Origin of the sequence: Pseudomonas sp. OTU5201 (assembly GCF_038440135.1) — a bacterium.
GTDB lineage: Bacteria > Pseudomonadota > Gammaproteobacteria > Pseudomonadales > Pseudomonadaceae > Metapseudomonas > Metapseudomonas resinovorans.
Map to the genome: position 1 here is coordinate 105577 of NZ_JASATC010000004.1, position 25520 is coordinate 131096.

Sequence of the window (25520 nt, forward strand, 5' to 3'; positions counted from 1 at the left end):
GGGCGTTTGAGACTGTACGGAGGTCGACTTGGACAAGAACATGAAAATCCTCATCGTTGACGATTTCTCGACGATGAGACGCATCATCAAGAACCTCTTGCGCGACTTGGGTTTCACCAATACCGCCGAAGCCGATGACGGCACCACGGCTCTGCCGATGCTGCACAGCGGCAACTTCGATTTCCTCGTGACCGACTGGAACATGCCCGGCATGACCGGCATCGACCTGCTGCGCGCGGTGCGTGCAGATGAGCGCCTGAAGCACCTGCCGGTCCTGATGGTGACCGCCGAGGCCAAGCGCGACCAGATCATCGAGGCGGCCCAGGCCGGGGTGAACGGCTATGTGGTCAAGCCTTTCACTGCCCAGGTCCTGAAAGAAAAAATCGAGAAGATCTTCGAGCGGGTAAACGGCTGATGTCAGCCGCGAGGGCACCATGGACCAGAACGAACACCTGCTGGGAGACTTCGAGTCGACCCTGAAAACCCGCGCGCGAGAATTGGTAGATAGCCTCGAGAAGGGCAATTTCACTGACGCCGTGCAACTCATTCACGAACTCAATCAGGTCCGTGACCGCGGCCTTTACCAGGAAGTTGGCAAGCTGACGCGCGAACTGCACAACGCCATCGTCAACTTCCAGATCGACCCGCACCTGCCGCACTCCCAGGAAATGTCGCAGATCGCCGACGCGACCGACCGACTTTCCTATGTCGTGAAGATGACCGAGAAGGCCGCCAACCGCACCATGGATCTGGTGGAGGAAAGCGCGCCGCTGCTCAACGGCCTGAGCGATGAAGCCCAGCAACTGGGGGATGAGTGGGGGCGCTTCATGCGCCGGGAAATCGGCGCGGATGGTTTCCGTGAACTGGCTCGCCGTATCGAACAGTTCCTCGCCCGCAGCCAACGTGACACTGATGCGCTGTCCGGCAAGCTCAACGAAATCCTGCTCGCCCAGGATTACCAGGACCTCACGGGCCAGGTGATCAAGCGCGTGACCCAACTGGTAACCGAGGTGGAAAGCAACCTGGTCAAGCTGGTGCTGATGGCCAGCCAGGTGGATCGCTATGCCGGTATCGAGCACGACCACAACGCGCTGCGCGCCGAGCTGGAACAACAAAAAAGTCCTTCCAGGGGTGAAGGTCCGCAGATCCATGCCGATATACGTGAAGACGTGGTGTCCGGACAGGACGACGTAGACGATCTGCTGTCCAGCCTTGGCTTTTAAACCCTATGGAGCGCTCATATGAGCTTCGACGCCGATGAAGAAATCCTCCAGGACTTCCTGGTAGAGGCCGGCGAGATTCTGGAGCAATTGTCCGAGCAGCTGGTCGAGCTGGAAAGCCGCCCGGACGACATGGACCTGCTCAACGCGATTTTCCGTGGTTTCCATACCGTGAAGGGTGGTGCTGGCTTCCTCCAGCTCAATGCCCTGGTGGAGTGCTGCCACATCGCCGAGAACGTCTTCGACATCCTGCGCAAGGGTGAACGCCGCGTTGATGCCGAGCTGATGGACGTGGTGCTGCAGGCGCTGGACACGGTCAACGAAATGTTCACCGAGGTGCGCGAGCGCAGCGAACCGACGCCTGCCACTGCGGAGTTGCTGGCTGCACTGTCGCGCCTGGCCGAGCCGGCTGGCGCCGAGCCTGCGCCTGCTCCGGTGATCGAGGAGCCTGCTGCCGTCGAAGCGAACGCAGATATCACCGACAGCGAGTTCGAACAACTGCTGGACGCCCTGGGTGACAACGTGGGTGGCGTCGCCGAACCGGCCGCTGCTGCCGCTGATGAAATTACCGACGACGAATTCGAAGCGCTGCTCGACCAGTTGCATGGCAAGGGCAAGTTCGTTGCTGCCGTGGAGCCGGAAGCCGCCGTCTCCGCCCATGCCGCCAAGGCTGCGCCGGCTATGGCCGGCGCGGGTGACGAAATCTCCGACGATGAGTTCGAGGACCTGCTCGACCAACTGCACGGCAAGGGCAAATTCAACGGCGCCACGGACGTGGCCGCGAGTGCTCCGGTCGCGCCGGTCGCGCCTACTGCTTCGGCCGCAGCCGCGAACGGCGGCGAGAACATCACCGACGACGAGTTCGAAGCGCTGCTCGACCAGTTGCACGGCAAGGGCAAGTTCAACGGCGCCGCCGAAGACGCGGTCGTTGCGCCTGCCGCGAGCCACCCGGCTCCCGCTCCCGCACCGGTGCCCAAGCCTGTGGTCAAGGCCAAGGCGGAACCGGCGCCTGCGCCCGCACCTCGCCAACCGGCTGCGACTGCCGGCGGCAACGGCGCTGCCGGCCCGGCCGTGGCCAGCGAAGCGGAAACCACCGTACGGGTGGATACCGCGCGCCTGGACGAGATCATGAACATGGTCGGCGAGCTGGTGCTGGTGCGTAACCGCCTGGTGCGCCTGGGCGCCAACAGCGGTGACGAATCCATGGCGAAGGCCGTGTCCAACCTGGATGTGGTGACCGCCGACCTGCAGACCGCGGTGATGAAGACGCGGATGCAACCGATCAAGAAAGTATTCGGTCGCTTCCCGCGCCTGGTCCGCGACCTGGCGCGCAACCTGAAAAAGGAAATCAACCTCGAACTCGTGGGCGAGGAAACCGACCTGGACAAGAACCTGGTCGAAGCCCTGGCCGACCCGTTGGTGCACCTGGTGCGCAACGCCGTCGACCACGGCATCGAGTCTCCCGAGGAGCGTGAGGCCGCTGGCAAGTCGCGCACCGGCCGGGTGGTGCTCTCCGCCGAGCAGGAAGGTGACCACATACTCCTGATGATCACCGATGACGGCAAGGGAATGGATGCAGCTGTGCTGCGCGCCAAGGCGGTGGAGAAGGGGCTGCTGGACAAGGACGCCGCCGAGCGTCTGACCGAACTGGAGTGCTACAACCTGATCTTCGCCCCGGGCTTCTCGACCAAGACCGAGATTTCCGACGTGTCCGGCCGCGGTGTCGGCATGGACGTGGTGAAGACCAAGATCTCCCAGCTCAACGGCACGGTGAACGTGTTCTCGCAAAAGGGCCACGGCTCGAAGATCGTCATCAAGGTTCCGCTGACCCTGGCGATCATGCCGACTCTGATGGTGATGCTGGGCAATCAGGCCTTCGCTTTCCCGCTGGTGAACGTCAACGAGATCTTCCACCTCGACCTGTCGCGCACCAATGTGGTGGACGGCCAGGAAGTGGTGATCGTCCGCGACAAGGCATTGCCGCTGTTCTACCTCAAGCGCTGGCTGGTGCGTGACGCTGCGGTGGAAGAGCAGGGCGAGGGCCATGTGGTGATCCTCTCCGTGGGCACCCAGCGCATCGGTTTCGTGGTCGACCAGTTGGTGGGCCAGGAAGAGGTGGTGATCAAACCCCTGGGCAAGATGCTCCAGGGCACGCCAGGCATGTCCGGCGCCACCATTACCGGCGATGGCCGTATTGCACTGATCCTCGATGTGCCGAGCATGCTCAAGCATTACGCACGCCGCGGTTGATCTGGGGCGGCCAGGAATGGCCGCCTTCTAGGAGCTTTATTCTTATGGCAGTCAAGGTTCTGGTAGTGGATGACTCCGGGTTCTTCCGCCGCCGTGTCACGGAAATCCTTTCTTCCGACCCCAATATTCAGGTGGTCGGTACCGCCACGAATGGCCGTGAGGCCATCGACCAGGCGCAGGCACTCAAGCCCGACGTCATCACCATGGACTACGAGATGCCGATGATGGACGGCATCACCGCGGTGCGGCACATCATGCAGCGTTGCCCGACCCCGGTCCTGATGTTCTCCTCGCTGACCCACGAAGGCGCCCGCGTCACCCTCGACGCTCTGGACGCTGGTGCAGTGGACTTCCTGCCGAAGAACTTCGAGGACATCTCGCGCACGCCCGAGAAGGTCAAGCAGTTGCTCTGCGAGAAGGTCCACAGCATTGCTCGCAGCAACCGTCGCTACAGCAGCTTCAGTGCTTCGTCGCATTCGACTCCGACGGCGGTACCGAGCACCCCGGCGCGTCCGCTCCATGCGCCGGCGCAACCGAGCCACGCCGCCCCGGCAGCCCCGGCCAGTTCCGCTGCCCCAAAGCGTAAGGCCTACCGGCTGGTAGCCATCGGCACCTCCACCGGCGGGCCGGTTGCCCTGCAACGCGTGCTCACCCAGCTGCCGGCCAATTTCCCAGCACCCCTGGTGCTGATCCAGCACATGCCGGCGGCCTTCACCAAGGCTTTCGCCGAGCGTCTGGACAAGCTCTGCCGGATCTCCGTCAAGGAAGCCGAGGACGGCGACGTACTGCGTCCCGGCCTGGCCCTGCTGGCCCCCGGCGGCAAGCAAATGATGGTCGATGCACGTGGTGTGGTTCGTATCTTGCCCGGTGACGAGCGCCTGAACTACAAGCCTTCCGTAGACATCACCTTTGGCTCCGCGGCCAAGTCCTACAATGACAAAGTCCTGGCGGTGGTGCTGACCGGCATGGGCGCCGATGGCCGTGAAGGTGCGCGCCTGCTCAAGCAGGGCGGCAGCCAGGTTTGGGCCCAGGACGAAGCCAGTTGCGTGATCTACGGCATGCCCATGGCGGTGGTGAAGGCCAGCCTGGCCGACGCCGTCTATGGCCTGGACGACATCGGCCGCCACCTGGTCGAGGCGTGCATGTGATGGAGAAACCCAGGTAATGGATGTACTAAGCCTCATCGGGGTAATCCTGGCCTTCGTCGCCATCATCGGCGGCAATTACCTCGAAGGCGGCCACGCCGCGGCCCTGCTCAACGGACCGGCGGCGCTCATCGTTCTGGGTGGCACCCTGGGCGCAGCGTTCCTGCAGACGCCCATGAACATCTTCAAGCGCGCCCTGGTCATCATTCGCTGGATACTCTTCCCGCCCCAGGTCGACCTCGCCGGTGGCATCACCCGCGTAGTGAACTGGAGCATGACCGCGCGCAAGGAAGGCCTGCTGGGCCTGGAACCGGTCGCCGACACCGAACCCGATCCTTTCGCCCGCAAAGGCTTGCAGCTGTTGGTTGATGGTGCTGAGCCGGAATCCATCCGCAGCATCCTCGAAGTCGACCTTTTCACCCAGGAAGGCCGTGACCTGCAGGCCGCCAAGGTGTTCGAGAGCATGGGCGGTTACGCGCCCACCATCGGCATCATCGGTGCCGTCATGGGCCTTATCCATGTCATGGGTAATCTGGCCGATCCCAGTCAGTTGGGCGGTGGCATCGCCGTGGCCTTCGTCGCCACCATCTATGGCGTCGGCTTCGCCAACCTGTTGCTTCTGCCCATCGGCAACAAGCTGAAGTCCGTCGCGATGCGCCAGTCGCGTTACCGCGAAATGCTGCTGGAGGGCATTCTCTCCATCGCCGAGGGCGAGAACCCGCGCTCCATCGAACTCAAGCTTCAGGGCTTCATGGATTGAGGAGCGGGCCATGGCGCGCAGGCGGCATCAGGAAGAACACGAGAATCACGAACGCTGGCTGGTGTCCTACGCGGACTTCATCACGCTGTTGTTCGCCTTCTTCGTGGTGATGTACTCCATTTCGTCGATCAACGAAGGCAAGTACAAGATTCTCTCTGACAGCCTGGTGGGCGTGTTCAACCAGCCGGATCGTTCGATCAAGCCGATCCCGGTGGGAGAGGAAAAGCCCCGGACCACTGAGCCGGACCGGAGCATGATGGAGGAAAGCGAACGCAGTCAGACCTCCGTTGATGATCCGGGCGCCGACCCGCTGCAGGAAATTGCCCAGAGCGTGCGCGATGCCTTTGGCGACCTGATCAAGTCCGAGCAGTTGAACGTGCGCGGCAATGAGCTCTGGGTGGAGATCGAGATGAACTCCAGCCTGCTGTTCCCCAGCGGCGACGCCATTCCCAATGATGCGGCCTTCAACCTTATCGAGAGGGTCGCCAGGATTCTGGCACCCTACGACAACCCGGTTCATGTCGAAGGCTTTACCGATAACCTGCCCATCGCCACCTCGCAGTTCCCGTCCAACTGGGAGCTGTCTGCGGCGCGTGCCGCGAGCATCGTGCGCATGCTGGCGAAGGATGGTCTGGCAGCCAACCGCCTGGCTGCAGTGGGCTATGGTGAGTTCCAGCCGGTTGCCGACAACACCACCGCCGAAGGTCGGGCGCGCAATCGCCGAGTCGTGTTGGTGATTTCCCGCAATCTCGATGTGCGTCGCAGTGTGAGCGGCGTCGGCAGCGCCAATGCCAAACCGGATAGCGCCTTGCAGCGGGCTGGCACGCAACCTGCACCTGCAGCGCCAGCACAGGCCCCTGCAACGGGTGCCGTCAATTCCCCGTCACCGGCCCCGTAGGGCAGGTGCTGATTCTCGGCGCAGTAGCACAGCCGGGAGGATGATGAAGATGAGAGTCTGGGCAGTAGCCAACCAAAAAGGTGGAGTCGGCAAGACCACCACATCCATCGCCCTGGCGGGCCTGCTGGCGGATGCCGGCAAGCGAGTCGTGGTGGTGGACCTCGACCCGCACGGGTCGATGACCAGCTATTTCGGGCATGACCCGGATACCCTGGAACACAGCTGCTTCGACTTGTTCCTGCAACAAGGCACCGTACCCGATGGCCTGCCGCGTGGACTGTTGCTGCAGACCAGCCACGAACGTATTTCCCTGCTGCCGTCCAGCACAGCGCTGGCGACCCTGGAGCGTCAGTCGCCGGGGCAGAACGGCCTCGGGCTGGTGATCGCCAAGAGCCTGGCGCAGCTCTGGCAGCAGTTCGATCACGCCATCATCGACAGTCCGCCGCTGCTCGGCGTGCTCATGGTCAACGCCCTGGCCGCGAGCCAGCAACTGGTCATTCCGGTGCAGACCGAGTTCCTGGCGGTAAAGGGGCTGGAGCGCATGGTCAGTACCCTGGCGATGATCAACCGCTCGCGCAAGCAAGCGCTGCCGTACACCATCGTGCCGACTCTGTTCGACCGTCGGACCCAGGCGTCGCTCAATACCCTCAAGGTGCTGCGCAACAACTACCCGGAGAACCTCTGGCAGGCCTACATCCCGGTGGATACCCGCTTGCGGGATGCCAGCCGCGCCGGTGTCACGCCGTCCCAGTACGATGCCAACAGTCGTGGCGTGATCGCCTACCGAGCCTTGCTCAAGCACTTGCTCAGCCAACTGCCGGCTACCCAGGTGGCCTGAGATGAATCGCATCGTCGACCGCCGGAGCTCAAGTGAAGGGCGCCGCCTGCCGATAGGCTCTACAGATAAATTCCGTGGGTTCCCAACATGAGTCGTCCCCTCGCCACCGCCACCCGCCCGCAGCTGGCTCTGCAGTCCTACCTGGATGCGCTGTTGCATGAGGCGACGGTCGAGCTGGCTGAAAGCATCAGCCGGGAAGAGTTCGAAGCTGCGGTGCTGGAAGAGCAGGTACGTGACGCACGCCTGACTCACGCACTGGGGGCTCTGCCCGTGCTGGCGCCCGAGCCGCTGGTTGCCCCGGTTCTGGTCGCACCTGAGGCGGAGGTGGAGCCGCTGCTGGTCCTGGAAGCCGAAGCCCTCATGCCGACGGTGGTCGAAGCCGAGCCAGAACCCATGCACGCGCGTGTCGAGCCGCTGGTGGAGCTCAGTATGCCGGGGGCGCTCCAGTCCGATGTGCCGGCACTGGTCGCCGGTGGGCGCCCCGCGTGGGGCGAAGAGCCCTTCGAGTGCCTGTTGTTCGATGTCGCCGGCCTGACGCTGGCCGTTCCGCTGGTGTCCCTGGGCTCCATTTACCCGTTGGCCGGGCAGGAGCTGACGCCTTTGTTCGGGCAGCCGGACTGGTTCCTCGGCATACTGCCGTGCCAGGCAGGCAACCTGAAGGTGCTGGATACCGCGCGCTGGGTGATGCCTGAACGCTACCGCGAGGATTTCCGCGAAGGCCTGCAGTACGTGATTTCGGTGCAGGGCTACGAGTGGGGATTGGCGGTGCACCAGGTCAGCCGCTCCATCCGCCTGGACCCGAATGAAATCAAATGGCGCAGCCAGCGTAGCCAAAGGCCCTGGTTGGCCGGTACCGTGATCGAACATATGTGTGCGTTGCTGGACGTCTCGGCACTGGCCGAGCTGATCGCCAGCGGCGCAACCAAGCGCATGTCGCTGAATTGAGGGGGAGGCCCTGTGCCGTACGGGGCCCCATGAACACAACAGCGGGCATAACCCGCGACCGCCGCCCAGGGTGGCTCAAGAGAGGCTAGGGAACATGAAAAAATCGTCCGCTCAAGGTGCCGAAGATCCCATCCTGCAATGGGTGACTTTCCGCCTGGACAACGAAACCTACGGCATTAACGTGATGCAGGTGCAGGAAGTCCTGCGTTACACCGAGATCGCACCGGTGCCGGGGGCGCCGAGCTACGTGCTGGGTATCATCAACCTGCGCGGCAACGTGGTGACCGTGATCGACACCCGTCAACGCTTCGGTCTCGGCCCGGCGCCGGTGACCGACAATACCCGCATCGTCATCATCGAGGCTGACAAGCAGGTGGTCGGCATCCTGGTCGACAGCGTGGCCGAGGTGGTCTATCTGCGCCAGTCGGAGATCGAGACCGCGCCCAACGTCGGCAATGACGAATCCGCCAAGTTCATCCAGGGTGTCTGCAACAAGAACGGCGAGCTGCTGATCCTCGTCGAGCTGGACAAGATGATGAGCGAGGAAGAGTGGTCGGAGCTGGAGAGCATTTGAGTTGATCTGGATTGCACTGCTCGCGGTGGCCCTTGCGCTGGCCTGCATCGGCTTGGGCGTGACCTGCTACTGGCTGGCCAAGCGCCTGCGCCAGGAAGTGGAGGCTCAGGCCCAGCGCGATGCAGTGCGCGACCAGAAGTTCAAGGATCTGGGGCGTCGCCTCGACGCCTATCTGGAAGGCAGCGTGCGCATGGGCGAGGAACTCCACGAGCTACGCCGCCAGGTAGCGCCCTTGCCGGACAAGCTCAGTCGGATCGAACAGCGTGACCCCACCAGCCTTTCCTTCTCGCAAGCTGCGCGCTTGGTGGGACTTGGCGCCAGCGTCGACGACCTCACCCATTCCTGTGGCCTGACCAAGGCCGAAGCCGAGTTGGTAAGCAGGCTGCACCAGGCCCAGAAGGATCGCGACTGACCTTCGTCACCGAACTTCGAATTCTGCGCGCGTCTTAGTGCCCGCTGTTATTAACCCATTCCTGTTCCATTCCAATCGTTCCGAATCCTACCCATACGCCTGACCTAAGCTGAAATTCCGGGGCTTCTCTCCGGGGAGGTCCGGCGATGCGTCTACTTCCAATACTGCTCTTGTGCCTGGTGCCTTATCTGCACGCCCAGGAAGCCCCCATGGAAGTAGAGGGCGCTATGACGGTCAACGTGCTGCAGGCTCGCTACCTGTATGAGCGCGGGGCGATTTTTATCGATGTGCGACCTACCCGCGAATGGACCTGGGGTCATATCCACGGTGCCCTGCATCTCAACCTGCTCGACCGTTTCAGCGACCTGGCCCAGCCGCAATGGCCGCGCCAGATGCCCCTGGTGATCTATTGCGACAGTGAGGTCTGCCCTCACGGCGCGGAAGCCGTGAGGATGGCGGTGAGCTGGGGTTACCGACAGGTCTTCTATTTCCGCGAGGGTTACTTCGCCTGGCAACTGCAGGACTTCCCTCAGGGCAAGGGCCTGGAGAGTGAGCGCCTGGTGCTCAATCGGCCGGTCCGCTGAGCAGGGGGAAGGGCGGAGAGACGCCGTGCTCGGCGTCGGCGTCGAAGCCGGCCGGACACTTGCCCCTGAGGTACCAGGCGAAGGCGATGATCTCCGCGATGGTGCGGTAGAGCGCTTCGGGAATAGCGTCCCCCAGTTCCAGCCGCGCCAGCAGGCGCACCAGTTCGGCGTTCTCGTAGATGGGCACTTCGTACTCGCGGGCGATGGCGAGGATGGCCTCAGCCAGCTCGTCGTCGCCCTTGGCGGTCAGGTTGGGGGCGCTGACGCCGTCGTAGGAGAGGGCGATGGCCTGGCGCGGTTTCTTACTCATTCCGACTTCCTGGCAAATGTGAAGCCGACGAAGCTGAGCGCATTCATGGGCGTTGGAATCATGCGGTTTCGTCCACCCAGCGCTGTTCCAGGTTGGTTCTTTGTCCCCGGGGTGGTTTGCCCTGGGTGCAGGCCAGATGGCCGACGGTGAGGCCGGCGGCCTGCAGGCGCTCGCGAAGGTTCGGCAGTTCGCGGTCGATTAATCCGGCGGTGTCGGCGCGTTCCGCCCAGAGCTGGCTGGACAGACTGCCCTGCACCAGTTGGGCCTGGACCTGCAGCGGCCCGAGCGGTTCCAGGTCGAAGGCCAGTTCGATGCGCCAGAGGCTTTCCTTGCGTTCGTTCTTCTCCTGCCGGCCGTCTTGCTCCTGTTGCAGCTTGATCTGCAGCGGAACGATTTCCTGTTGATTGCGCATCGGCACTTCCAGTTGCCAGGTGGTCAGCAGGTTGCCTTCGGGGGTCAACTGAGTCTGGGCGAGACTGGAAAGCTGGTGAGTCTGAAGTCGGGACACGGCAGCCGCAGCCAGTTTGAGCAGGGTTTCCAGGTCCCCTTCTTCTTCGGCCGTCTGTGCCAGGCGCGAAGGCAGGGGAAAGCTCAGCGCCTGCTGGCGGGCGCTGGCCTGGCCGAGGGCGCCCAGGGCGCTACGAATGAAGGCCGGCAGGGCCTGGGCCATGGCGTTGCTGGTGCCGGTGGTCGGCAAGGCGCCGGGCGTTGGCAGGGCTGGCAGCAGCTGCGCGACCAGGCGCAGCAGGTTGGCCTTTAAGTCCTGCGGCAGGGCACCAGTCTGGCCGGCCAGCAGGCGTGATTCCAGTAAGGCGCCACTGTTCTCCAGGGCTGCGGCCAGGACCTTGGGGTCACCGAGCTGACGAATGTCGGGCAGGGCACCGAGCAATTTATCCATGGCGGCCCGCAGGTTTTCCGGCAGGTTCTCCCGGCCGGTGCTCTGCAAGGCCCCGATCAGCGCGTCGAACGAGCCCTGGCGGCTCTGCTGTCCGGCCAGTTGCTGGGTGAGTTCGAGCTGATCCAGCTGCGCCGCCAGGGGTAGAAACTGCAGCATCTGGCTGCCCTGGACCTGGGCGCTGAGCAGGCTGCCGACCGCCAATGGCCGTGGGCTCTCGATACTCAGCTGGTTTCCGGCCAGTGGGGTGTTGAGGACATTGACCAGCACCTTGTAGACCGCCGCCTGAGCCTTGCCTTGGGCAGTCAGTTCGCTGGACACCACCTTGCCCTGGACCAGGGTGCCCACGGGCAGCAGATCGAGGTCGAGACTGCCGAGGGCGCGTTCGCCTCCTTTCACAGCCATGGCCAGGCGGGTATCCGACAGGGCAGTGATGTTGAGGAGGCTTCCCTGTGCCAAAGGGCGCGTGCTGCTGGCTTCCAGGGTTGTCTGGGTGCCATTGGCCAGGGTCAGTTTGAGCAGCAACTGGAAGCTCTGCGCGGTTTCCTTCAGGGCGATGACTTCGGCGTCGGCGCTTTCGCCGGCGGCCAGCAGGCCGTCCAGGGGCTGAAGCAGTTTGAGCGCCATGTCCACCGCGTTCTGCACGGGGCGGGAGACGGGCTGGCTGGGGGGAAGAGGGCGCACGCCGCTGATTTCGGTCATGAAGGGGTTACAACCTGTCGAAAAAGCTCGCTTCGGGGGTGGGGTGTGGCATGTATAATGCCGCCCCGTCCGGGTCGGCCGCGAGCCTTGGAGTTCTCCATTATAGCGGCCGGCACCTCCCTGACTTGAATACACCCCGGGTATCCATGCCGTGACCAGTCCCTATCTCGAGACCGTGGCCCTCGCCTGCGAGCGGGACTGGCGTCTGCTGTTCGAGCGGCTGGATCTGCAACTGGTTCCGGGCGAGATGCTCCAGGTCAGTGGCCCTAACGGCAGTGGCAAGACCAGCCTGTTGCGCCTGCTCTGCGGCCTGATGCAGCCTACCGCCGGGGAAGTCCGACTGAACGGCAAGCCGCTGGCCCGCCAGCGCAGCGAATTGGCGCGAAACCTCCTGTGGATCGGTCATGCTGCCGGTATCAAGGGCCTTCTGACCCCCGAGGAAAACCTGCGCTGGCTCTGTGCCCTGCACCAGCCCGCTGGCCACGAGGCTATCTGGCAAGCGCTGGAAGCGGTGGGCTTGCGCGGTTTCGAAGACGTACCCTGCCATACCTTGTCTGCCGGCCAGCAGCGCCGCGTGGCCTTGGCACGCTTGTACCTGGATGCGCCGCCCCTGTGGATCCTCGACGAACCTTTCACCGCCCTCGACAAGCAGGGTGTCGCCCAGTTGGAGCTGCACCTGGCGCGGCATTGCGAGCAGGGCGGGCTGGTGGTGTTCACGACTCACCACAGCATGGGCCATGTGCCTTCCGGCTATCGCGAACTTGACCTGGGGCAGCGCCGCGCATGAGCAACGTCTTTACCTTGCTGGTTGCCCGGGAAGCCCGCCTGCTGGTACGCCGTCCGGCGGAATTGGCTAACCCTCTGGTGTTCTTCGCCATAGTGGTCGCATTGTTCCCCCTGGCCGTCGGTCCCGAGACCCAATTGTTGCAAAGCCTTTCCCCCGGCCTTGTCTGGGTAGCGGCCCTTTTGGCCGTGCTGCTCTCGCTGGACGGGCTTTTTCGCAGTGATTTCGAAGATGGCTCGCTGGAACAGTGGGTCGTTTCGCCGCACCCCCTGCCGCTTCTGGTGTTGGCCAAGGTGCTGGCACACTGGCTGTTTTCCGGATTGGCCCTGGTATTGCTGGCACCGTTGCTGGCGCTGATGCTCGGTCTGCCGGCACGCTGCCTGCCGGTGCTGCTGCTCTCGCTGCTGCTCGGTACGCCGGTGTTGAGCCTGCTGGGTGCCGTGGGCGCCGCGCTGACAGTAGGCCTCAAGCGTGGTGGCCTGCTGCTGGCATTGCTGATCCTGCCGCTGTACATCCCGGTGCTGATTCTTGGCAGCGGGGCGTTGCAGGCGGCCCTGCAAGGACTGCCGACAGTCGGCCACCTGTTGTGGCTGGCGAGTCTCACCGCCCTGGCGGTGACCCTGACACCCTTTGCCATTGCTGCCGGCCTGACCATCAGTGTCGGCGAATAAGAAATAGAGTTGCCCGAACCATGAGAAAGCTGTTGAAAAACGTAGCGAGCGCAGCCGAGACAAGGCGAAAGCAGGTGAGGGTGCGGAGTTTAGTCGCCCTAAATGAGCAGCCCGAGCCTGCTTTCAACGCAGTATCGGCAAGCGCAGTAGTTTTGAGGCAGCTTTCATGAACTGGACGTGGTTCCACAAGCTTGGCTCGCCCAAATGGTTCTACGAGATCAGCGGTCGCTGGTTGCCCTGGTTCGCCTGGGGCGCGGTGATCCTGATCACCCTTGGTCTGGTCTGGGGCCTGGCCTTCGCACCGCCTGACTACCAGCAGGGCAACAGCTTCCGCATCATCTACATCCACGTGCCGGCAGCCTTCCTCGCCCAGTCCTGCTACATCATGCTCGCCGTGTGCGGGGTGGTTGGCCTGGTCTGGAAGATGAAACTGGCCGACGTCGCCCTGCAGGCCGCCGCGCCCATCGGCGCCTGGATGACCTTCGTTGCGCTGGTCACCGGTGCCATCTGGGGCAAGCCTACCTGGGGCGCCTGGTGGGTCTGGGATGCCCGCCTTACGTCGATGCTCATCCTTCTTTTCCTGTACTTCGGTGTCATTGCCCTCGGCCAGGCGATCAGCAATCGTGACAGCGCCGCCAAGGCCTGCGCAGTGCTGGCTATCGTCGGCGTCATCAACATCCCGATCATCAAGTACTCGGTGGAGTGGTGGAACACCCTGCACCAGCCGGCCACCTTCAAGATCACCGAGAAGCCGGCCATGCCGCCGGAAATGTGGTTGCCGCTGCTGATCATGGTGCTCGGCTTCTATTGCTTCTTCGGTGCCGTGATGCTGATGCGCATGCGCCTGGAAGTGCTCAAGCGCGAGTCCCGCGCCAGTTGGGCCAAGGCCGAGATTCAGGCACAAGTAGGTAAGGTCTGATGAGTTTTTCTTCCTTCACCGAGTTTCTCGCCATGGGTAACCATGGCCTGTATGTCTGGACCGCCTATGGCATCAGCCTCGCGGTACTGGCCATCAACGTCGCCATGCCATTGATCGCGCGGCGCCGTTACCTGCAAGACGAGGCGCGTCGTTTGCGCCGGGAGGAGTCGAAGTGAATCCGGTACGCAAGAAGCGCCTGTTCATCATCCTGGCCATCGTGGCGGGTGTGGGCGTCGCCGTGGCGCTGGCGCTGTCCGCGCTGCAACAGAACATCAATCTGTTTTACACCCCGACCCAGATCGCCAGCGGCGAGGCCCCGCAGGACACCCGTATTCGTGCTGGCGGAATGGTCGAGAAGGGCTCTGTGCAACGCACCGGCGACTCTCTGGACGTGCAGTTCGTGGTCACCGACTTCGCCAAGAGCGTGACCATCCGCTACCACGGCATCCTTCCCGACCTGTTCCGCGAAGGGCAGGGCATCGTTGCCCTCGGTAAGCTCAACGCCGACGGCGTGCTGGTGGCTGACGAAGTACTGGCCAAACACGACGAGAACTACATGCCGCCGGAAGTGACCAAAGCCCTCAAGGAAAGTGGCCAACTCCCGAAGAAGGAGGGGTGACCTGATGATTCCCGAACTTGGCCATTTGGCCATGATCCTTGCCCTGTGCATGGCCGTCGTGCAGGCGACCCTGCCACTGATCGGCGCCTGGCGCGGCGACCGCCAGTGGATGAGCCTGGCCCAGCCAGCCGCCTGGGGGCAGTTCGCCTTCCTGGCCTTTGCCTTCGGTTGCCTGACCTACGCCTTCATGGTGGATGATTTCTCGGTGGCTTATGTCGCCAGCAACTCCAATAGCGCGCTGCCCTGGTACTTCAAGTTCAGCGCCGTCTGGGGGGCTCATGAAGGCTCGTTGCTGCTCTGGGCAATGATCCTCGGCGGCTGGACCTTCGCCGTGTCGATTTTCTCCCGGCAGTTGCCGGAAGTGATGCTGGCTCGCGTGCTGGCCGTGATGGGCATGATCAGCATCGGTTTCCTGCTGTTCCTGATTGTCACCTCCAACCCCTTCAATCGTCTGCTGCCGAACATGCCGGCCGACGGTAACGACCTGAACCCGCTGCTGCAGGACTTCGGCCTGATCGTCCATCCGCCGATGCTCTACATGGGCTACGTCGGCTTCTCCGTGGCCTTCGCCTTCGCCATCGCCGCGCTGCTCGGCGGCCGCCTCGATGCCGCTTGGGCGCGCTGGTCGCGGCCGTGGACCATCATCGCCTGGGCTTTCCTCAGCGTCGGTATCGTGCTCGGCTCCTGGTGGGCCTACTACGAGCTCGGCTGGGGCGGCTGGTGGTTCTGGGACCCGGTGGAAAACGCCTCCTTCATGCCCTGGCTGGTCGGCACGGCACTGATCCACTCCCTGGCTGTGACCGAGAAGCGCGGCGTGTTCAAGAGCTGGACCGTGTTGCTGGCCATCGCGGCTTTCTCTCTTAGCCTGCTGGGCACCTTCCTGGTTCGTTCCGGTGTGCTGACTTCGGTCCACGCCTTCGCTTCCGATCCGGAGCGCGGGGTGTTCATCCTCGCCTTCCTGCTGCTGGTGGTAGGCGGTTCCCTGGCGCTGTTCGCCGTTCGCGCGCCAGTCGTCAAGAGCCAGGTGGGCTTTGCCCTCTGGTCCCGCGAGACCCTGCTGTTGGTGAACAATCTGGTGCTGGTGGTCGTGGCCTCGATGATCCTGCTCGGCACCCTCTACCCACTGGTACTGGACGCCCTGACCGGCGCCAAGCTGTCGGTCGGCCCGCCGTACTTCAATGCCTTGTTCGTGCCGTTGATGGGGATCCTCATGCTGGCCCTGGCCGCAGGCGTCCTCGTGCGCTGGAAAGACACACCGGTCAAATGGCTGCTCGGCATGCTCGGCCCAGTACTGATCGGCAGCCTGGTGCTCGGCGTGCTGGCGGCGTTCCTCTATGGCGACTTCCACTGGGCCGTGCTGGCCGTTGGCTTCCTGGCCGCCTGGGTGGTTCTGGCCGGCGTTCGCGATCTGGTGGATAAAACGCGTCACAAAGGCCTGCTCAAAGGCGCCAGTGGCCTGACGCGCAGCTACTGGGGCATGCAATTGGCCCACGCAGGTATCGCCGTTTGCGCACTGGGCGTCGTGCTCTCCAGCCAGTACAGTGCGGAACGCGATCTGCGCCTGGCACCGGGCGAGTCCGTGGAGCTCGGCGGTTACCGCTTCCTGTTCGAGGGTGCGGTACACCATGAAGGGCCGAACTTCACCTCCGATAAAGGCACCGTCATCGTCTTCGACGGCGACAAGAAGATTTCCGTGCTGCATCCGGAGAAACGCCTCTACACCGTGCAACAGTCCGTGATGACCGAGGCCGGCATCGATGCCGGCTTCACCCGCGACCTTTACGTCGCGCTTGGCGAGCCCCTGGAGAACGGCGCCTGGGCAGTGCGTGTGCACGTGAAGCCCTTTGTCCGCTGGATCTGGCTGGGCGGCTTGCTGATGGGCCTTGGTGGCGTGCTGGCAGCGACGGACCGACGCTATCGGGTGAAAGTGAAGACCCGCGTCCGCGAGGCGCTGGGCATGGCTGGAGCTCAAGCATGAAGCGTCTGATCCTGATCCTGCCGCTGCTGGCTTTCCTCGGCATCGCACTGTTCCTCTACCGTGGCCTGTTCCTCGATCCTGCCGAGCTGCCTTCGGCCTTGATAGGCAAGCCGTTCCCGGCCTTCTCCCTGCCCAACGTCACTGGCGAGCGTACGCTCACCGAGGCCGACCTCAAGGGCAAGCCGGCGCTGGTCAACGTCTGGGGCACCTGGTGCGTGTCCTGCCGCGTTGAACACCCGGTCCTGAACAAGCTGGCGCAGATGGGCGTAACCATCTACGGCGTCAACTACAAGGACGACAATGCTGCCGCGTTGAAATGGCTGAAGGAGTTCCACAACCCCTACCAGTTGGACATTCGCGACGAGCAGGGCAGCCTCGGCCTTGACCTGGGTGTCTACGGTGCACCGGAAACCTTCCTGATCGACAAGGACGGCATCATTCGCCACAAATTCGTCGGCGTGATCGATGAAGTCGTCTGGCGTGAACAACTGGCGCCGCTTTATCAGGCCCTGGTGGACGAGGAGGGCAAATGAAACGCCTGATCGCCGCAGCCCTGTTGGGCCTGGCCCTGACTGGCCTGGCCCTTGCCGCTATCGACACCTACGAGTTCAAGGATGAGGCCGAGCGCGAGCGCTTCCGCACCCTCACCGAAGAGCTGCGTTGCCCCAAGTGCCAGAACCAGAACATCGCTGACTCGAACGCTCCCATTGCGACCGACCTGCGCCGCGAGATCTTCCGCATGCTGGAAGAGGGCAAGAGCAACGACGAGATCGTCGACTACCTCGTCGCCCGCTATGGCGACTTCGTGCGCTACAAACCACCGGTCAACGCCCGCACCCTGCTGCTCTGGTACGGCCCTGCTGGCCTGCTGGTGGGTGGCTTGGTCGTGCTGGGCATCATCGTCGTGCGCCGTCGTCGGGTCGAGAGCACCCCTGCCAAGGTCATGCTTTCCGCCGATGAGCAGGTTCGCCTCGACGCCTTGCTGAACTCCGAGAACCAGGACAAGAAAGACCCATGATCGATTTCTGGCTCGCCGCCGGCCTGCTCCTGCTGGTCGCCCTGGCTTTCCTGCTGATTCCCGTGCTGCGCGGCCGCAAGGCCCAGACCGAGGAAGACCGTACTTCCCTGAACGTTGCCCTCTACCAGGAACGCCTGGATGAAATGGACGCCCAGCGCGCCGCCGGCACGCTGACCGCCGAGCAGTTCGAGGCCGGACGCGCCGAGGCCGCCCGCGAGCTGCTGGCCGATACCGAAGGGGCAGACAACGGCCGTTCCTCTCGTTTGGGCAAGGCCCTGCCGCTGCTGTTTGCCGTGCTGGTGCCAGTGCTGGGTTTTGGCCTCTACCTGCACTGGGGCGCCAGCGACAAAGTGGAGTTGACCCGCGAGCTGCGTGAGCAGCCCCGCAGCATTGAAGAAATGACTTCGCGTCTGGAGCGTGTGGTCGAGGCACAGCCGGAGTCCGCCGAAGGCTGGTACTTCCTCGGCCGCACCTACATGGCCCAGGATCGTGCTGCCGACGCCGCGCGCGCCTATGAACAGGCGGTCAAACGGGGTGGCCGTGAACCCGAACTGCTTGGCCAATGGGCCCAGGCGCTGTACTTCGCCAGCCAGAAGAAGTTGACCCCCGAGGTCAAGGCCCTGACTGAAGAGGCGCTGAAGGCTGATCCCAAGGAAATCACCAGCCTTGGTCTGCTGGGCATTGCTGGTTTCGAGGAGGGTCGGTACCAGGAGGCAATCACCTATTGGGAGCGTCTGATCACCCAGCTGCCGGCCGACGACCCCTCCCGCGGCGCTCTGCAGGGCGGCATCGACAAGGCCCGCGAGAAGCTCAAGGAGAGCGGCGTGGCCGTCGAGGAGCCCGCTGTTGCTTCGGCACCGGCCGGTGCCGAGTTGAAGGTGCGCGTCGACCTGGCAGCGTCGCTGAAAGACAAAGTGCAGCCCGGCGACAGCGTGTTCATCTTCGCCCGCGCCACCTCCGGTCCGCCCATGCCGCTGGCGGTCAAGCGCATGACCGTGGCCGATCTGCCAGCGGAAGTCAGCCTGAGCGACGCGGACGCCATGATGCCGCAGCTCAAGCTCTCCAACTTCCCGCAGGTGCAGTTGGTCGCCCGGATCTCCCGTAGTGGCAATGCGACCGCCGGGGAATGGATAGGAAGCAGTTCGCCGCTGTCTACTGGTTCGTCGGATACCCAACGACTGACCATCGACAGCCCGGACAAGAAATGACCACCCATACCGCGCTTCCGGCAGTACCGAACCCCCGCTTCGGTCTGCCCCTGATCTGCCTCCTCCTGACCCTGGCTGGCTGTGCTGGCCAGGGTCCGTACCTCGAACCCGACGAGCCTGAGTGGGAACCTTCCCGTAAACCACCGGCGGTTCAATCCCCTCCCCAGAGCCGCCCCTTGCCGCCGCCGCAGTCGCCGCAGTCGCAGCCGCCCAAGCAGGCGCCGCGACTGAAGGCGCACCCACGCTTCGCTCCGCCTCCGGGTGGCAATTGCTATTGGGACACCGGACTGGGCGTCTATGTGCTCGAAGGCCAGCGCAACGTGTTCTACCGCGAGCGGGTCTACTACCGCTGGGATAACGGCTGGAGCTACTCCAACGGCCCGCAAGGTCCATGGCAGCCCACTGACGCCAGCGGCGTGCCGGCCGGCTTGGGGCGAACGTTTCGTTGAATCCTTCAGGGACTCCCGGACCTGGTGGCGGTTGAGCCAAGCGAAGCCCAAGCATTCCGGCTTTCTGCCGTTCAACCACCACGGACCTTCCGCGGCCCCCACCACATCCCTGAATCGCTTCTGTTGCTCCTGTTAATCAGCTTCTGTAGTGTGCTGGCATTCCGCTATCTAGGAGGTCGTGGATGCTGCCTCGTTTTGTGTTTGCCGCCCTTGCCCTGTTATTGGTCCAGCCACTCGCCGCCCAGGTCTATCAGTGGCGCGATGCCGATGGGAAAGTGCATTTCACCGACACGCCGCCGCCCCAGAGCCGCGCGGTGGAGAGCGATCATTTGCAGGTCAACAGCATGGATGCCGTGCCGGCCGCGCAACCAGAACCCGTCGCCGAGGCTGAGCCACAAGGGCGCTCGCTGAGCCCGGGCCAGCTCCATCAGAAGGGTATGCAGCAGTGCTCCACGGCAATCGCGCGCATGCCCTCGCTGATCAACGAGACCCAGAAGCTCGGCCGCGATGCGGTGCGCAAGCAGAAGATCACGCAGAACCAGTTGGACAAGGCCATGTTCAAGATGGACGACTTCTACAAGGGGCTGAAGCGCAACGAGCGGGAATGCGTGAGCGAGTACGTCGCCAGCGAAAAGACCCGCAACTCGGTGGACTGCCTGGCCGATACGCCCGACGTGCTGACATTCGGCCAATGCATGCAGTTCGCAGAGTGGTCTGAAACCTTCAAATAGCCCTCAGGATTTCTCCGGGACACGCGCCGGTGGCTAGATGACCAGCCGGAATCGCTACGTCTTCGAAGCAATGTCCGGCGTGGTGTCGATCCGGCGACAGTGAAATGGCCAGGGGCCGCACCAGGCCAGTTACTGCGCGGTGTAGACCTGGTCGAAGATGCCGCCGTCGTTGAAGTGGGTTTTCTGCACTTCACGCCAGTCACCGAAGGTCTTTTCCACCGAGAGGAATTCCACTTTCGGGAAGCGGTCGGCGAACTGGGCGAGGATTTCAGGATTGCGCGGACGCAGGTAGTTGTTGGCGGCTATGGTCTGGCCCTCGTCGCTCCACAGGTACTTGAGGTAGGCCTCGGCGGCGGCACGGGTGCCCTTCTTGTCCACCACCTTGTCGACCACGGCTACCGGCGGCTCGGCTTCGGCGGAAACGCTGGGGTAGACTACCTCGAAACCGCCACGGCCGAATTCGCGGGCGATCATCTCGGCTTCGTTCTCGAAGGTCACCAGTACGTCGCCGATCTGGTTCTGGATGAAGGTAGTGGTGGCTGCGCGGCCACCGGTATCGAGCACCGGAGCCTGCTTGAACAGTTTGCCGACGAACGCCTTGGCTTTGTTCTCGTCACCACCGTTCTTCAGTACGTAACCCCAGGCGGAGAGGTAGGTGTAGCGACCGTTACCGGAGGTCTTGGGGTTCGGTACCACGACCTGCACGCCATCCTTGAGCAAGTCCGGCCAGTCCTTCAGGCCCTTGGGGTTGCCCTTGCGCACGATGAACACCGTGGCGGAAGTGAAAGGTGCGCTGTGGTTCGGCAGGCGGGTTGCCCAGTCCTGCGGTACCAGGCCGCCGTTGTCGGCCAGCGCGTTGATGTCGGTCGCCTGGTTCATGGTGATGACGTCGGCGGGCAGTCCGTCGATTACGGCACGGGCCTGCTTGCTGGAACCGCCATGGGACATCTGCAGGGTGATGTTCTCGCCGTTCTCCGCTTTCCAGTGCTTCTGGAAAGCAGCGTTGTAGTCCTTGTAGAAGTCGCGCATCACGTCGTAGGAGACGTTGAGCAGAGTGGGCGCAGCCTGGGCGGCGCATGCCAGGGCGAGGCCGGCGGCAAGGAGAGAAGCGGAGAACAGTCGTTTCACAGGGCGTTCCTTCTGGGCAGTGGAAGTTACCGACTATAGTGGACTGTCATATATTCGTTTAATACTAAAAACTAATTTAGTTATGCATGTTTGTGCGGTCTGTTCGTTGTTGGCTGCGGTGGGCGCCAACCTACGGCTAACCACAGCGGGACGATCAGAAGATCCGGCCAAGGTTCAGGTAGAGCGCGCGCTCGGCTTCGTCGTTCAGACCGTAGCTGAAGTCCAACGGCCCCAGCGGCGTATCGAAGCTGATGAAGACGCTGCCGGCGTTTATGTAGCCGCTGTCGAAGCTGTCGTCGTTGTTCCAGGCGCGGCCCCGTTCAAGGCTGGCGCCGAGGTAGACAGGAAAGTCCAGGGGCACGAAGGCGCGAGGGGTCACCCGGCGGTAGTAGACCAGCCGCGCCAGGCTGATGTTCTGGCCGGCAACGGAGTCCTGGCGGAAGCCCGAAAGCTGGCGTGCACCGCCGATCACGAAGGCCGAGGTCACCGCATCGGCGGCGTCCAGGGTACGACCGTAGCGGCCGCCGAGGACAAAGGTATCCGGTCCTGAACTCAGCGCCTTGTCCAGGCCGAACTGCCACTGTCGGTAGCGATCATCGGAAGCGAGGCTCGGATCGTACTGGCGCAGGCTCAGGCCGATGTCCTCGCCTTTGTGGGGGTAGTCTACGTTGTCCAGGGTGTCGAATGAGTACTTCACCTCGTAGTAACCCTCGTTGAAGCTGAAGCTCGGTAAGGCGGGATCGCCGATTCTCACATCCGCCTCGCCCCACGCCTGGCCAATGCCGAAGCGAATTTCGCCGTTGTTGGCGATCTGCCGTCCCAGGTTGAGACCGAATCCGAATCGCTCTACGCGGTATTCGGCCACCGGGTCGTCGTCGATGGTGGCTTCGATGTTCTGCGCCTCGCCGAACACGTAGGGGGCGATGAAGTAACGTGAGCCGGCATCCAGCGGCTGGTAGAACTCGCTGTAGAGTTCCTGGTGGTCACCTAGTTGCAGGCGGGTCAGCCATTCGGCGCCCAACTCATTGATGCCGTTCTTGCGGTAGCTCGCGCCCAGGTTGAAGGCGCTGTCGCCGCGCAGGTCGTCCGACAGATTCAGGCCCAGGCGCAGGTAGTCGGTGCCGGCGCGCTTGCCGCGCGAGTTGATTACCAGGGCGTTGCCGTCCTTGCGCTTGACCACCCGGTATTGCACCTGTTCAAAGTAATCCAGCCCGTAGAGGGTGCTCATGTCGCTCTGCAGGCGATCCAGGTCCAGCGGCTGGCCCAGGGGCTGGCGGATGTAGTGGCGGATTACCGCATCGCTGATCTTCGAATCGTTCTCGATGAGGATGCTGCGGATCACCGGCGTGCGTTCGCTGGGCAGTCGCGCGCTATCCAGGGCTAGGTCGCGGCTACTGGCCAGCGGGCGCAGCTCAGCCAGGCGGCTGGCGAGGATCTGGGTGGCGCGGTAGCCGGCATCGATCATGTCGCGGGCGCGGCCGAAGTCAGTGGCGCCGTAACCGGCCAGGGACGGCTGGACCAGCACGTCGTTGGGCTTGAGTGTGGCCAGTTGGGCTTCGGAGTTGGTTCGCGTCATCAGGGTGACGGATTGGTTCAGCACGTCCACCACTGTGGCCAGTTCCTTGCGAGAGCGCAGTGGCGTGCCGATGTCGACCACTATCACCCGGTCGACGCCCATCTCGCGTGCGACGTCGACGGGGATGTTGTCCACCATGCCACCGTCCACCAGCAACCGGCCGTTCACTTCCACCGGGGCGAACACGGCGGGTATCGACATGCTGGCGCGGATCGCCTGGGGCAGGTGGCCGCGGCGGAACACCACCTTCTCGCCGGTGGCGATATCGGTGGCCACGGCGCGGAAGGGGATGGCCAACTGGTCGAAATCACGGGTATCGCTGGTATGCACCAGCAGGCTTTCCAGCAGCAGGGCGAGGTTCTGGCCCTGGATCACGCCGAGCGGCAGGCCCAGGCTGCCGTCGTCGCGGAAGCTCAGGCGTTGCTTGACCAGGAAGTCGCGGTCGTCCTGCTTGCGGCGGAAGGGCACGTCCGTCCGTGGCGGGTTGTCGGACAGGGCCTGTTGCCAGTCCAGGTGGAGGGCGATCTGTTCCAGCTCGTCCACCGGGTAACCCGCAGCATAGAGTCCGCCGATCACCGCCCCCATGCTGGTGCCGGCGATGGCATCGACCTTGATGCCCTGCTCCTCCAGTGCCTTGAGCACGCCGATATGGGCCAGCCCGCGGGCGGCGCCGCCGGACAGGACCAGGCCGATGCGCGTTTCGGGCTGGGCGAAGCCAAGGAGGGGAAGAAACAACAGGCAAAGCAGAAGGCGGCGCATAACGCATCCCTGGTCAGGCGGAGAGCTGAAGCCGGCTATTATAGGGCGCCCAGATCATTCACCGAGCTGACCATGCCATCGACCAAGCCAGAAATCGTCATTACCTATTGCACGCAGTGCCAGTGGCTGCTGCGTGCCGCCTGGCTTGCCCAAGAACTGCTCAGTACCTTCAGCGACGATCTCGGCAAGGTGAGCCTGGAGCCGGGTACCGGAGGGGTATTCCGCATTACCTGCAATGATGTGGAGATCTGGGAGCGCAAGGCCGATGGAGGTTTTCCCGAGGCCAAGGTGCTCAAGCAGCGGGTACGCGACCAGATCGACCCGGCGCGGGACCTGGGACACAACGACCGTTCCTGATCCAGCCCCGTTTGCTTCAGATCCGAGGGGTGGTGTCTATCGAGGCATAGCCTGACGGCATTTCCAATTTTCTGGAGGAAGTCCGTCATGAGCATCATCGTCACCGATGCTGCCGGCTTCATCGGCAGCAACCTGGTCCCGGCCCTCAACGGTCGGGGCGAGCACGACATCATCGCCGCCGCTGAGCTTCCCGGCCATACGTGAGCAGGGCCTGCTGGCATACAGCGAATTCCCCGACCCCTGCGCGGCCAGTACCAGTGCTTTACCCGGGCCGATATCAGTCGCCTGCGCCAGACCGGCTACCGCCAACCTATGCTGGATGTGGAGCAGGGGGTGAAGAGGGATTGCGGCTGGCTACTGGAGCAGGAGGCGGGCGGCTGGTTGCCGGAAGTGTGGGCCAAGCCGCCTGAGCGTGCGGAGTAGGACGGGTTGAGCTTGCGATTCCCCTCCGCTTTCTGGGCCCTTGGCGAATGAATTGGCCCCACAAGGGTTCTGCTACGAGGTGACGGGCGTTGGCTTGGCCTCAACCGTTGCGCCTTTGCGTGCGGACAAGGCGATAGCGAAGATGATCAGCGCGCCGCCCGCCAGCATGCGCAGGCCGGGTTGTTCGTCGAACAGCCACCAGGCGAAGGCGATGCCGTAGACCGGCTCTAGGGCGAAGATCACTGCCGTGGTCCGAGCCTTCAGCACCTTCAGGCTGGCGACGAACAGGCTGTGGGCAAGGCCTGTGCAGAACACCCCGAGCAGGGCTATCCAGAACCAGTCCATGGGCTTGACCTCATGCAGCAGCGGCCAACTGAAGGGCGCCAGGCAGAGCACGATAGTCAGGTTCTGGCAGAGCGCGGCCTTGACCGGGTCCAGCCCCTTGACGCTGACACGGTTGAGCAGCGACAGCAGGGAAAACAGTAGGCCCGAGAGAATGGCCGAGAGCAGGCCCTGGGTGGCCGCGCTGCCCCAGTCGAAGCTGGGTGTCACCAGCACCAGACCGAAGCTCACCAGGCCGACGATGAGTATTTCCTGGGCGCGGATGCGCTCGCGAAACAGCAAGCCTTCCAGCAACAGGGTGAAGGCCGGGAAGCTGGCGAAACCCAGTGTTGCGATGGCGACGCCCGCCACCTGAACCGCATGGAAGAAGGTGATCCAGTGGGCGCCCAGCAGTATTCCGCCCAGTGCCAGCATGCTCAATTGGCGCACGCTCGGACTGGCGCTACGGCTGCGGGTAATGAGCTGAGCGAAGAGCGCAAGGGCGATGACTGCGAACAACCCGCGACCGAAGGTGATGAGCATCGGTTCGGTATTGGCGAGCTTGCCGAAAATGCCCGAAAGCCCGAACAACAGGGCCCCCAGGTGGATGGCGAGCAGCGCATTGCGTTCCTTCATGCCAGGCGTGCCCCATTGGGCAGGGGCTTGTCGAAGCCGGCCAGCACCACCTTGTTCTCGTCGTCATGGACGCCAGTGACGAGGATTTCCGAACGGATTCCCGCGATGCGTTTGGGCGCGAAGTTGCAGACGCAGAGCACTTGGCGGCCGACCAACTCCTGGGCCTGATAGTGGGCGGTGATCTGGGCACTGGAGGTCTTCACCCCGAGTTCGCCCAGGTCCACTTCCAGTACGTAGGCGGGTTTGATCGCCTGGGTATTGGGGGCGGCGGACAGGATGGTGCCGACGCGCAGTTCGACGCGCTCGAAGTCGTTCCATTCGATGGTGGACATGAGTTTCTCCCTGATAACGGTCGTACATAGCCTACTGACGACGATCGGCCTTGTCTGTCGTCAGGCTCGCGGCCTTTG

General features: G+C 63.4%; 29 protein-coding genes and 1 pseudogene. 24 read left to right on the forward strand and 6 right to left on the reverse strand.

Annotation, left to right across the window (positions count from 1 at the left end):
- Positions 1-40 precede the first annotated feature (40 nt).
- From AAHM40_RS03960 to AAHM40_RS04010, 11 genes are all read left to right on the forward strand, one after another.
- Positions 41-415, forward strand: a complete 375-nt coding sequence (locus AAHM40_RS03960; protein WP_003083073.1) for a chemotaxis response regulator CheY — start codon at positions 41-43, stop codon at positions 413-415.
- A 19-nt stretch (positions 416-434) separates the two neighbouring features.
- Positions 435-1223, forward strand: a complete 789-nt coding sequence (locus AAHM40_RS03965) for a protein phosphatase CheZ (protein ID WP_028626566.1) — start codon at positions 435-437, stop codon at positions 1221-1223.
- Positions 1224-1241: 18 nt separating this feature from the next.
- The gene (locus AAHM40_RS03970) at positions 1242-3470 is read left to right on the forward strand and encodes a chemotaxis protein CheA (protein ID WP_342243499.1); all 2229 of its coding nucleotides are present in this window, start codon (positions 1242-1244) and stop codon (positions 3468-3470) included.
- 44 nt (positions 3471-3514) lie between these two features.
- Positions 3515-4618, forward strand: coding sequence for a protein-glutamate methylesterase/protein-glutamine glutaminase (locus AAHM40_RS03975; protein WP_342243500.1), 1104 nt, complete (start codon positions 3515-3517; stop codon positions 4616-4618).
- Positions 4619-4634: 16 nt separating this feature from the next.
- Positions 4635-5375 (forward strand): flagellar motor protein, encoded by a 741-nt coding sequence (locus tag AAHM40_RS03980; protein WP_342243501.1) that lies wholly within the window; start codon positions 4635-4637, stop codon positions 5373-5375.
- A 10-nt stretch (positions 5376-5385) separates the two neighbouring features.
- Positions 5386-6273 carry a flagellar motor protein MotD gene (gene motD, locus AAHM40_RS03985; RefSeq protein WP_342243502.1) on the forward strand — a complete coding sequence of 296 codons (888 nt, stop codon included), beginning with the start codon at positions 5386-5388 and terminating at the stop codon, positions 6271-6273.
- Between the two features lie 49 nt (positions 6274-6322).
- Positions 6323-7111, forward strand: a complete 789-nt coding sequence (locus AAHM40_RS03990) for a ParA family protein (protein WP_342243503.1) — start codon at positions 6323-6325, stop codon at positions 7109-7111.
- Positions 7112-7198: 87 nt separating this feature from the next.
- Complete coding sequence (locus AAHM40_RS03995; protein WP_342243504.1) at positions 7199-8056, forward strand: CheW domain-containing protein; 858 nt, start codon at positions 7199-7201, stop codon at positions 8054-8056.
- Positions 8057-8150: 94 nt separating this feature from the next.
- The gene (locus AAHM40_RS04000; protein WP_016493839.1) at positions 8151-8630 is read left to right on the forward strand and encodes a chemotaxis protein CheW; all 480 of its coding nucleotides are present in this window, start codon (positions 8151-8153) and stop codon (positions 8628-8630) included.
- 1 nt (position 8631) lies between these two features.
- Complete coding sequence (locus tag AAHM40_RS04005) at positions 8632-9042, forward strand: DUF2802 domain-containing protein (protein WP_342243505.1); 411 nt, start codon at positions 8632-8634, stop codon at positions 9040-9042.
- A gap of 146 nt (positions 9043-9188) precedes the next feature.
- Positions 9189-9626, forward strand: a complete 438-nt coding sequence (locus tag AAHM40_RS04010) for a rhodanese-like domain-containing protein (RefSeq protein WP_342243506.1) — start codon at positions 9189-9191, stop codon at positions 9624-9626.
- Here the strand turns inward: AAHM40_RS04010 and AAHM40_RS04015 are convergent.
- Both AAHM40_RS04015 and fliK read right to left on the reverse strand, forming a co-directional pair.
- Positions 9607-9936 carry an EscU/YscU/HrcU family type III secretion system export apparatus switch protein gene (locus AAHM40_RS04015; RefSeq protein ID WP_342243507.1) on the reverse strand — a complete coding sequence of 110 codons (330 nt, stop codon included), beginning with the start codon at positions 9934-9936 and terminating at the stop codon, positions 9607-9609. The genes AAHM40_RS04010 and AAHM40_RS04015 overlap by 20 nt on opposite strands.
- Positions 9937-9994: 58 nt before the next feature.
- On the reverse strand, positions 9995-11533 hold the full coding sequence (fliK, locus tag AAHM40_RS04020) for a flagellar hook-length control protein FliK (RefSeq protein ID WP_342243508.1): 1539 nt from the start codon (positions 11531-11533) through the stop codon (positions 9995-9997).
- A 151-nt stretch (positions 11534-11684) separates the two neighbouring features.
- Between fliK and ccmA the strand changes: the two genes are divergently transcribed.
- From ccmA to AAHM40_RS04075, 11 genes are all read left to right on the forward strand, one after another.
- Positions 11685-12320, forward strand: coding sequence for a cytochrome c biogenesis heme-transporting ATPase CcmA (gene ccmA / locus AAHM40_RS04025; protein ID WP_028626577.1), 636 nt, complete (start codon positions 11685-11687; stop codon positions 12318-12320).
- Positions 12317-12988, forward strand: coding sequence for a heme exporter protein CcmB (gene ccmB / locus AAHM40_RS04030; RefSeq protein ID WP_028626578.1), 672 nt, complete (start codon positions 12317-12319; stop codon positions 12986-12988). The genes ccmA and ccmB overlap by 4 nt, the downstream gene beginning before the upstream one ends.
- Positions 12989-13154: 166 nt before the next feature.
- Positions 13155-13907 carry a heme ABC transporter permease gene (locus AAHM40_RS04035; RefSeq protein ID WP_342243509.1) on the forward strand — a complete coding sequence of 251 codons (753 nt, stop codon included), beginning with the start codon at positions 13155-13157 and terminating at the stop codon, positions 13905-13907.
- Positions 13907-14083 (forward strand): heme exporter protein CcmD, encoded by a 177-nt coding sequence (gene ccmD, locus AAHM40_RS04040; protein ID WP_028626580.1) that lies wholly within the window; start codon positions 13907-13909, stop codon positions 14081-14083. Before AAHM40_RS04035 ends, ccmD begins: the two co-directional genes overlap by 1 nt.
- A complete protein-coding gene (gene ccmE, locus AAHM40_RS04045) occupies positions 14080-14526 on the forward strand; it encodes a cytochrome c maturation protein CcmE (protein WP_342243510.1) in 447 nt (148 codons plus the stop codon). Before ccmD ends, ccmE begins: the two co-directional genes overlap by 4 nt.
- Positions 14527-14530: 4 nt before the next feature.
- Positions 14531-16504: a heme lyase CcmF/NrfE family subunit gene (locus AAHM40_RS04050; RefSeq protein WP_342243511.1), complete on the forward strand. Its 1974-nt coding sequence runs from the start codon at positions 14531-14533 to the stop codon at positions 16502-16504.
- Complete coding sequence (locus tag AAHM40_RS04055) at positions 16501-17037, forward strand: DsbE family thiol:disulfide interchange protein (protein WP_342243512.1); 537 nt, start codon at positions 16501-16503, stop codon at positions 17035-17037. The genes AAHM40_RS04050 and AAHM40_RS04055 overlap by 4 nt, the downstream gene beginning before the upstream one ends.
- Positions 17034-17522 (forward strand): cytochrome c-type biogenesis protein, encoded by a 489-nt coding sequence (locus AAHM40_RS04060; RefSeq protein ID WP_342243513.1) that lies wholly within the window; start codon positions 17034-17036, stop codon positions 17520-17522. The genes AAHM40_RS04055 and AAHM40_RS04060 overlap by 4 nt, the downstream gene beginning before the upstream one ends.
- Positions 17519-18730, forward strand: a complete 1212-nt coding sequence (gene ccmI / locus AAHM40_RS04065; RefSeq protein WP_342243514.1) for a c-type cytochrome biogenesis protein CcmI — start codon at positions 17519-17521, stop codon at positions 18728-18730. Before AAHM40_RS04060 ends, ccmI begins: the two co-directional genes overlap by 4 nt.
- Entirely contained in the window at positions 18727-19179 is a 453-nt protein-coding gene (locus tag AAHM40_RS04070) for a hypothetical protein (RefSeq protein ID WP_342243515.1), read from the forward strand. The genes ccmI and AAHM40_RS04070 overlap by 4 nt, the downstream gene beginning before the upstream one ends.
- Positions 19180-19361: 182 nt before the next feature.
- A complete protein-coding gene (locus AAHM40_RS04075; RefSeq protein ID WP_342243516.1) occupies positions 19362-19910 on the forward strand; it encodes a DUF4124 domain-containing protein in 549 nt (182 codons plus the stop codon).
- Between the two features lie 129 nt (positions 19911-20039).
- Here AAHM40_RS04075 and AAHM40_RS04080 read toward each other — a convergent pair whose 3' ends face one another.
- Together AAHM40_RS04080 and AAHM40_RS04085 are read right to left on the reverse strand one after the other, a co-directional pair.
- Entirely contained in the window at positions 20040-21038 is a 999-nt protein-coding gene (locus AAHM40_RS04080; protein WP_342243517.1) for a sulfate ABC transporter substrate-binding protein, read from the reverse strand.
- A gap of 154 nt (positions 21039-21192) precedes the next feature.
- The gene (locus tag AAHM40_RS04085) at positions 21193-23373 is read right to left on the reverse strand and encodes a patatin-like phospholipase family protein (RefSeq protein WP_342243518.1); all 2181 of its coding nucleotides are present in this window, start codon (positions 23371-23373) and stop codon (positions 21193-21195) included.
- A gap of 72 nt (positions 23374-23445) precedes the next feature.
- Here AAHM40_RS04085 and AAHM40_RS04090 point away from each other — a divergent pair, with 72 nt between their 5' ends.
- Positions 23446-23730 (forward strand): SelT/SelW/SelH family protein, encoded by a 285-nt coding sequence (locus AAHM40_RS04090; RefSeq protein WP_028626591.1) that lies wholly within the window; start codon positions 23446-23448, stop codon positions 23728-23730.
- 87 nt (positions 23731-23817) lie between these two features.
- Positions 23818-23919 (forward strand): annotated as a pseudogene (locus AAHM40_RS04095) (ADP-glyceromanno-heptose 6-epimerase); the annotation flags it as partial.
- A gap of 306 nt (positions 23920-24225) precedes the next feature.
- Here the strand turns inward: AAHM40_RS04095 and AAHM40_RS04100 are convergent.
- Together AAHM40_RS04100 and AAHM40_RS04105 are read right to left on the reverse strand one after the other, a co-directional pair.
- Positions 24226-25110 carry a DMT family transporter gene (locus AAHM40_RS04100; protein ID WP_342243520.1) on the reverse strand — a complete coding sequence of 295 codons (885 nt, stop codon included), beginning with the start codon at positions 25108-25110 and terminating at the stop codon, positions 24226-24228.
- Positions 25107-25442: a tRNA-binding protein gene (locus AAHM40_RS04105; RefSeq protein WP_342243521.1), complete on the reverse strand. Its 336-nt coding sequence runs from the start codon at positions 25440-25442 to the stop codon at positions 25107-25109. Before AAHM40_RS04105 ends, AAHM40_RS04100 begins: the two co-directional genes overlap by 4 nt.
- Between the last annotated feature and the right edge of the window lie 78 nt (positions 25443-25520).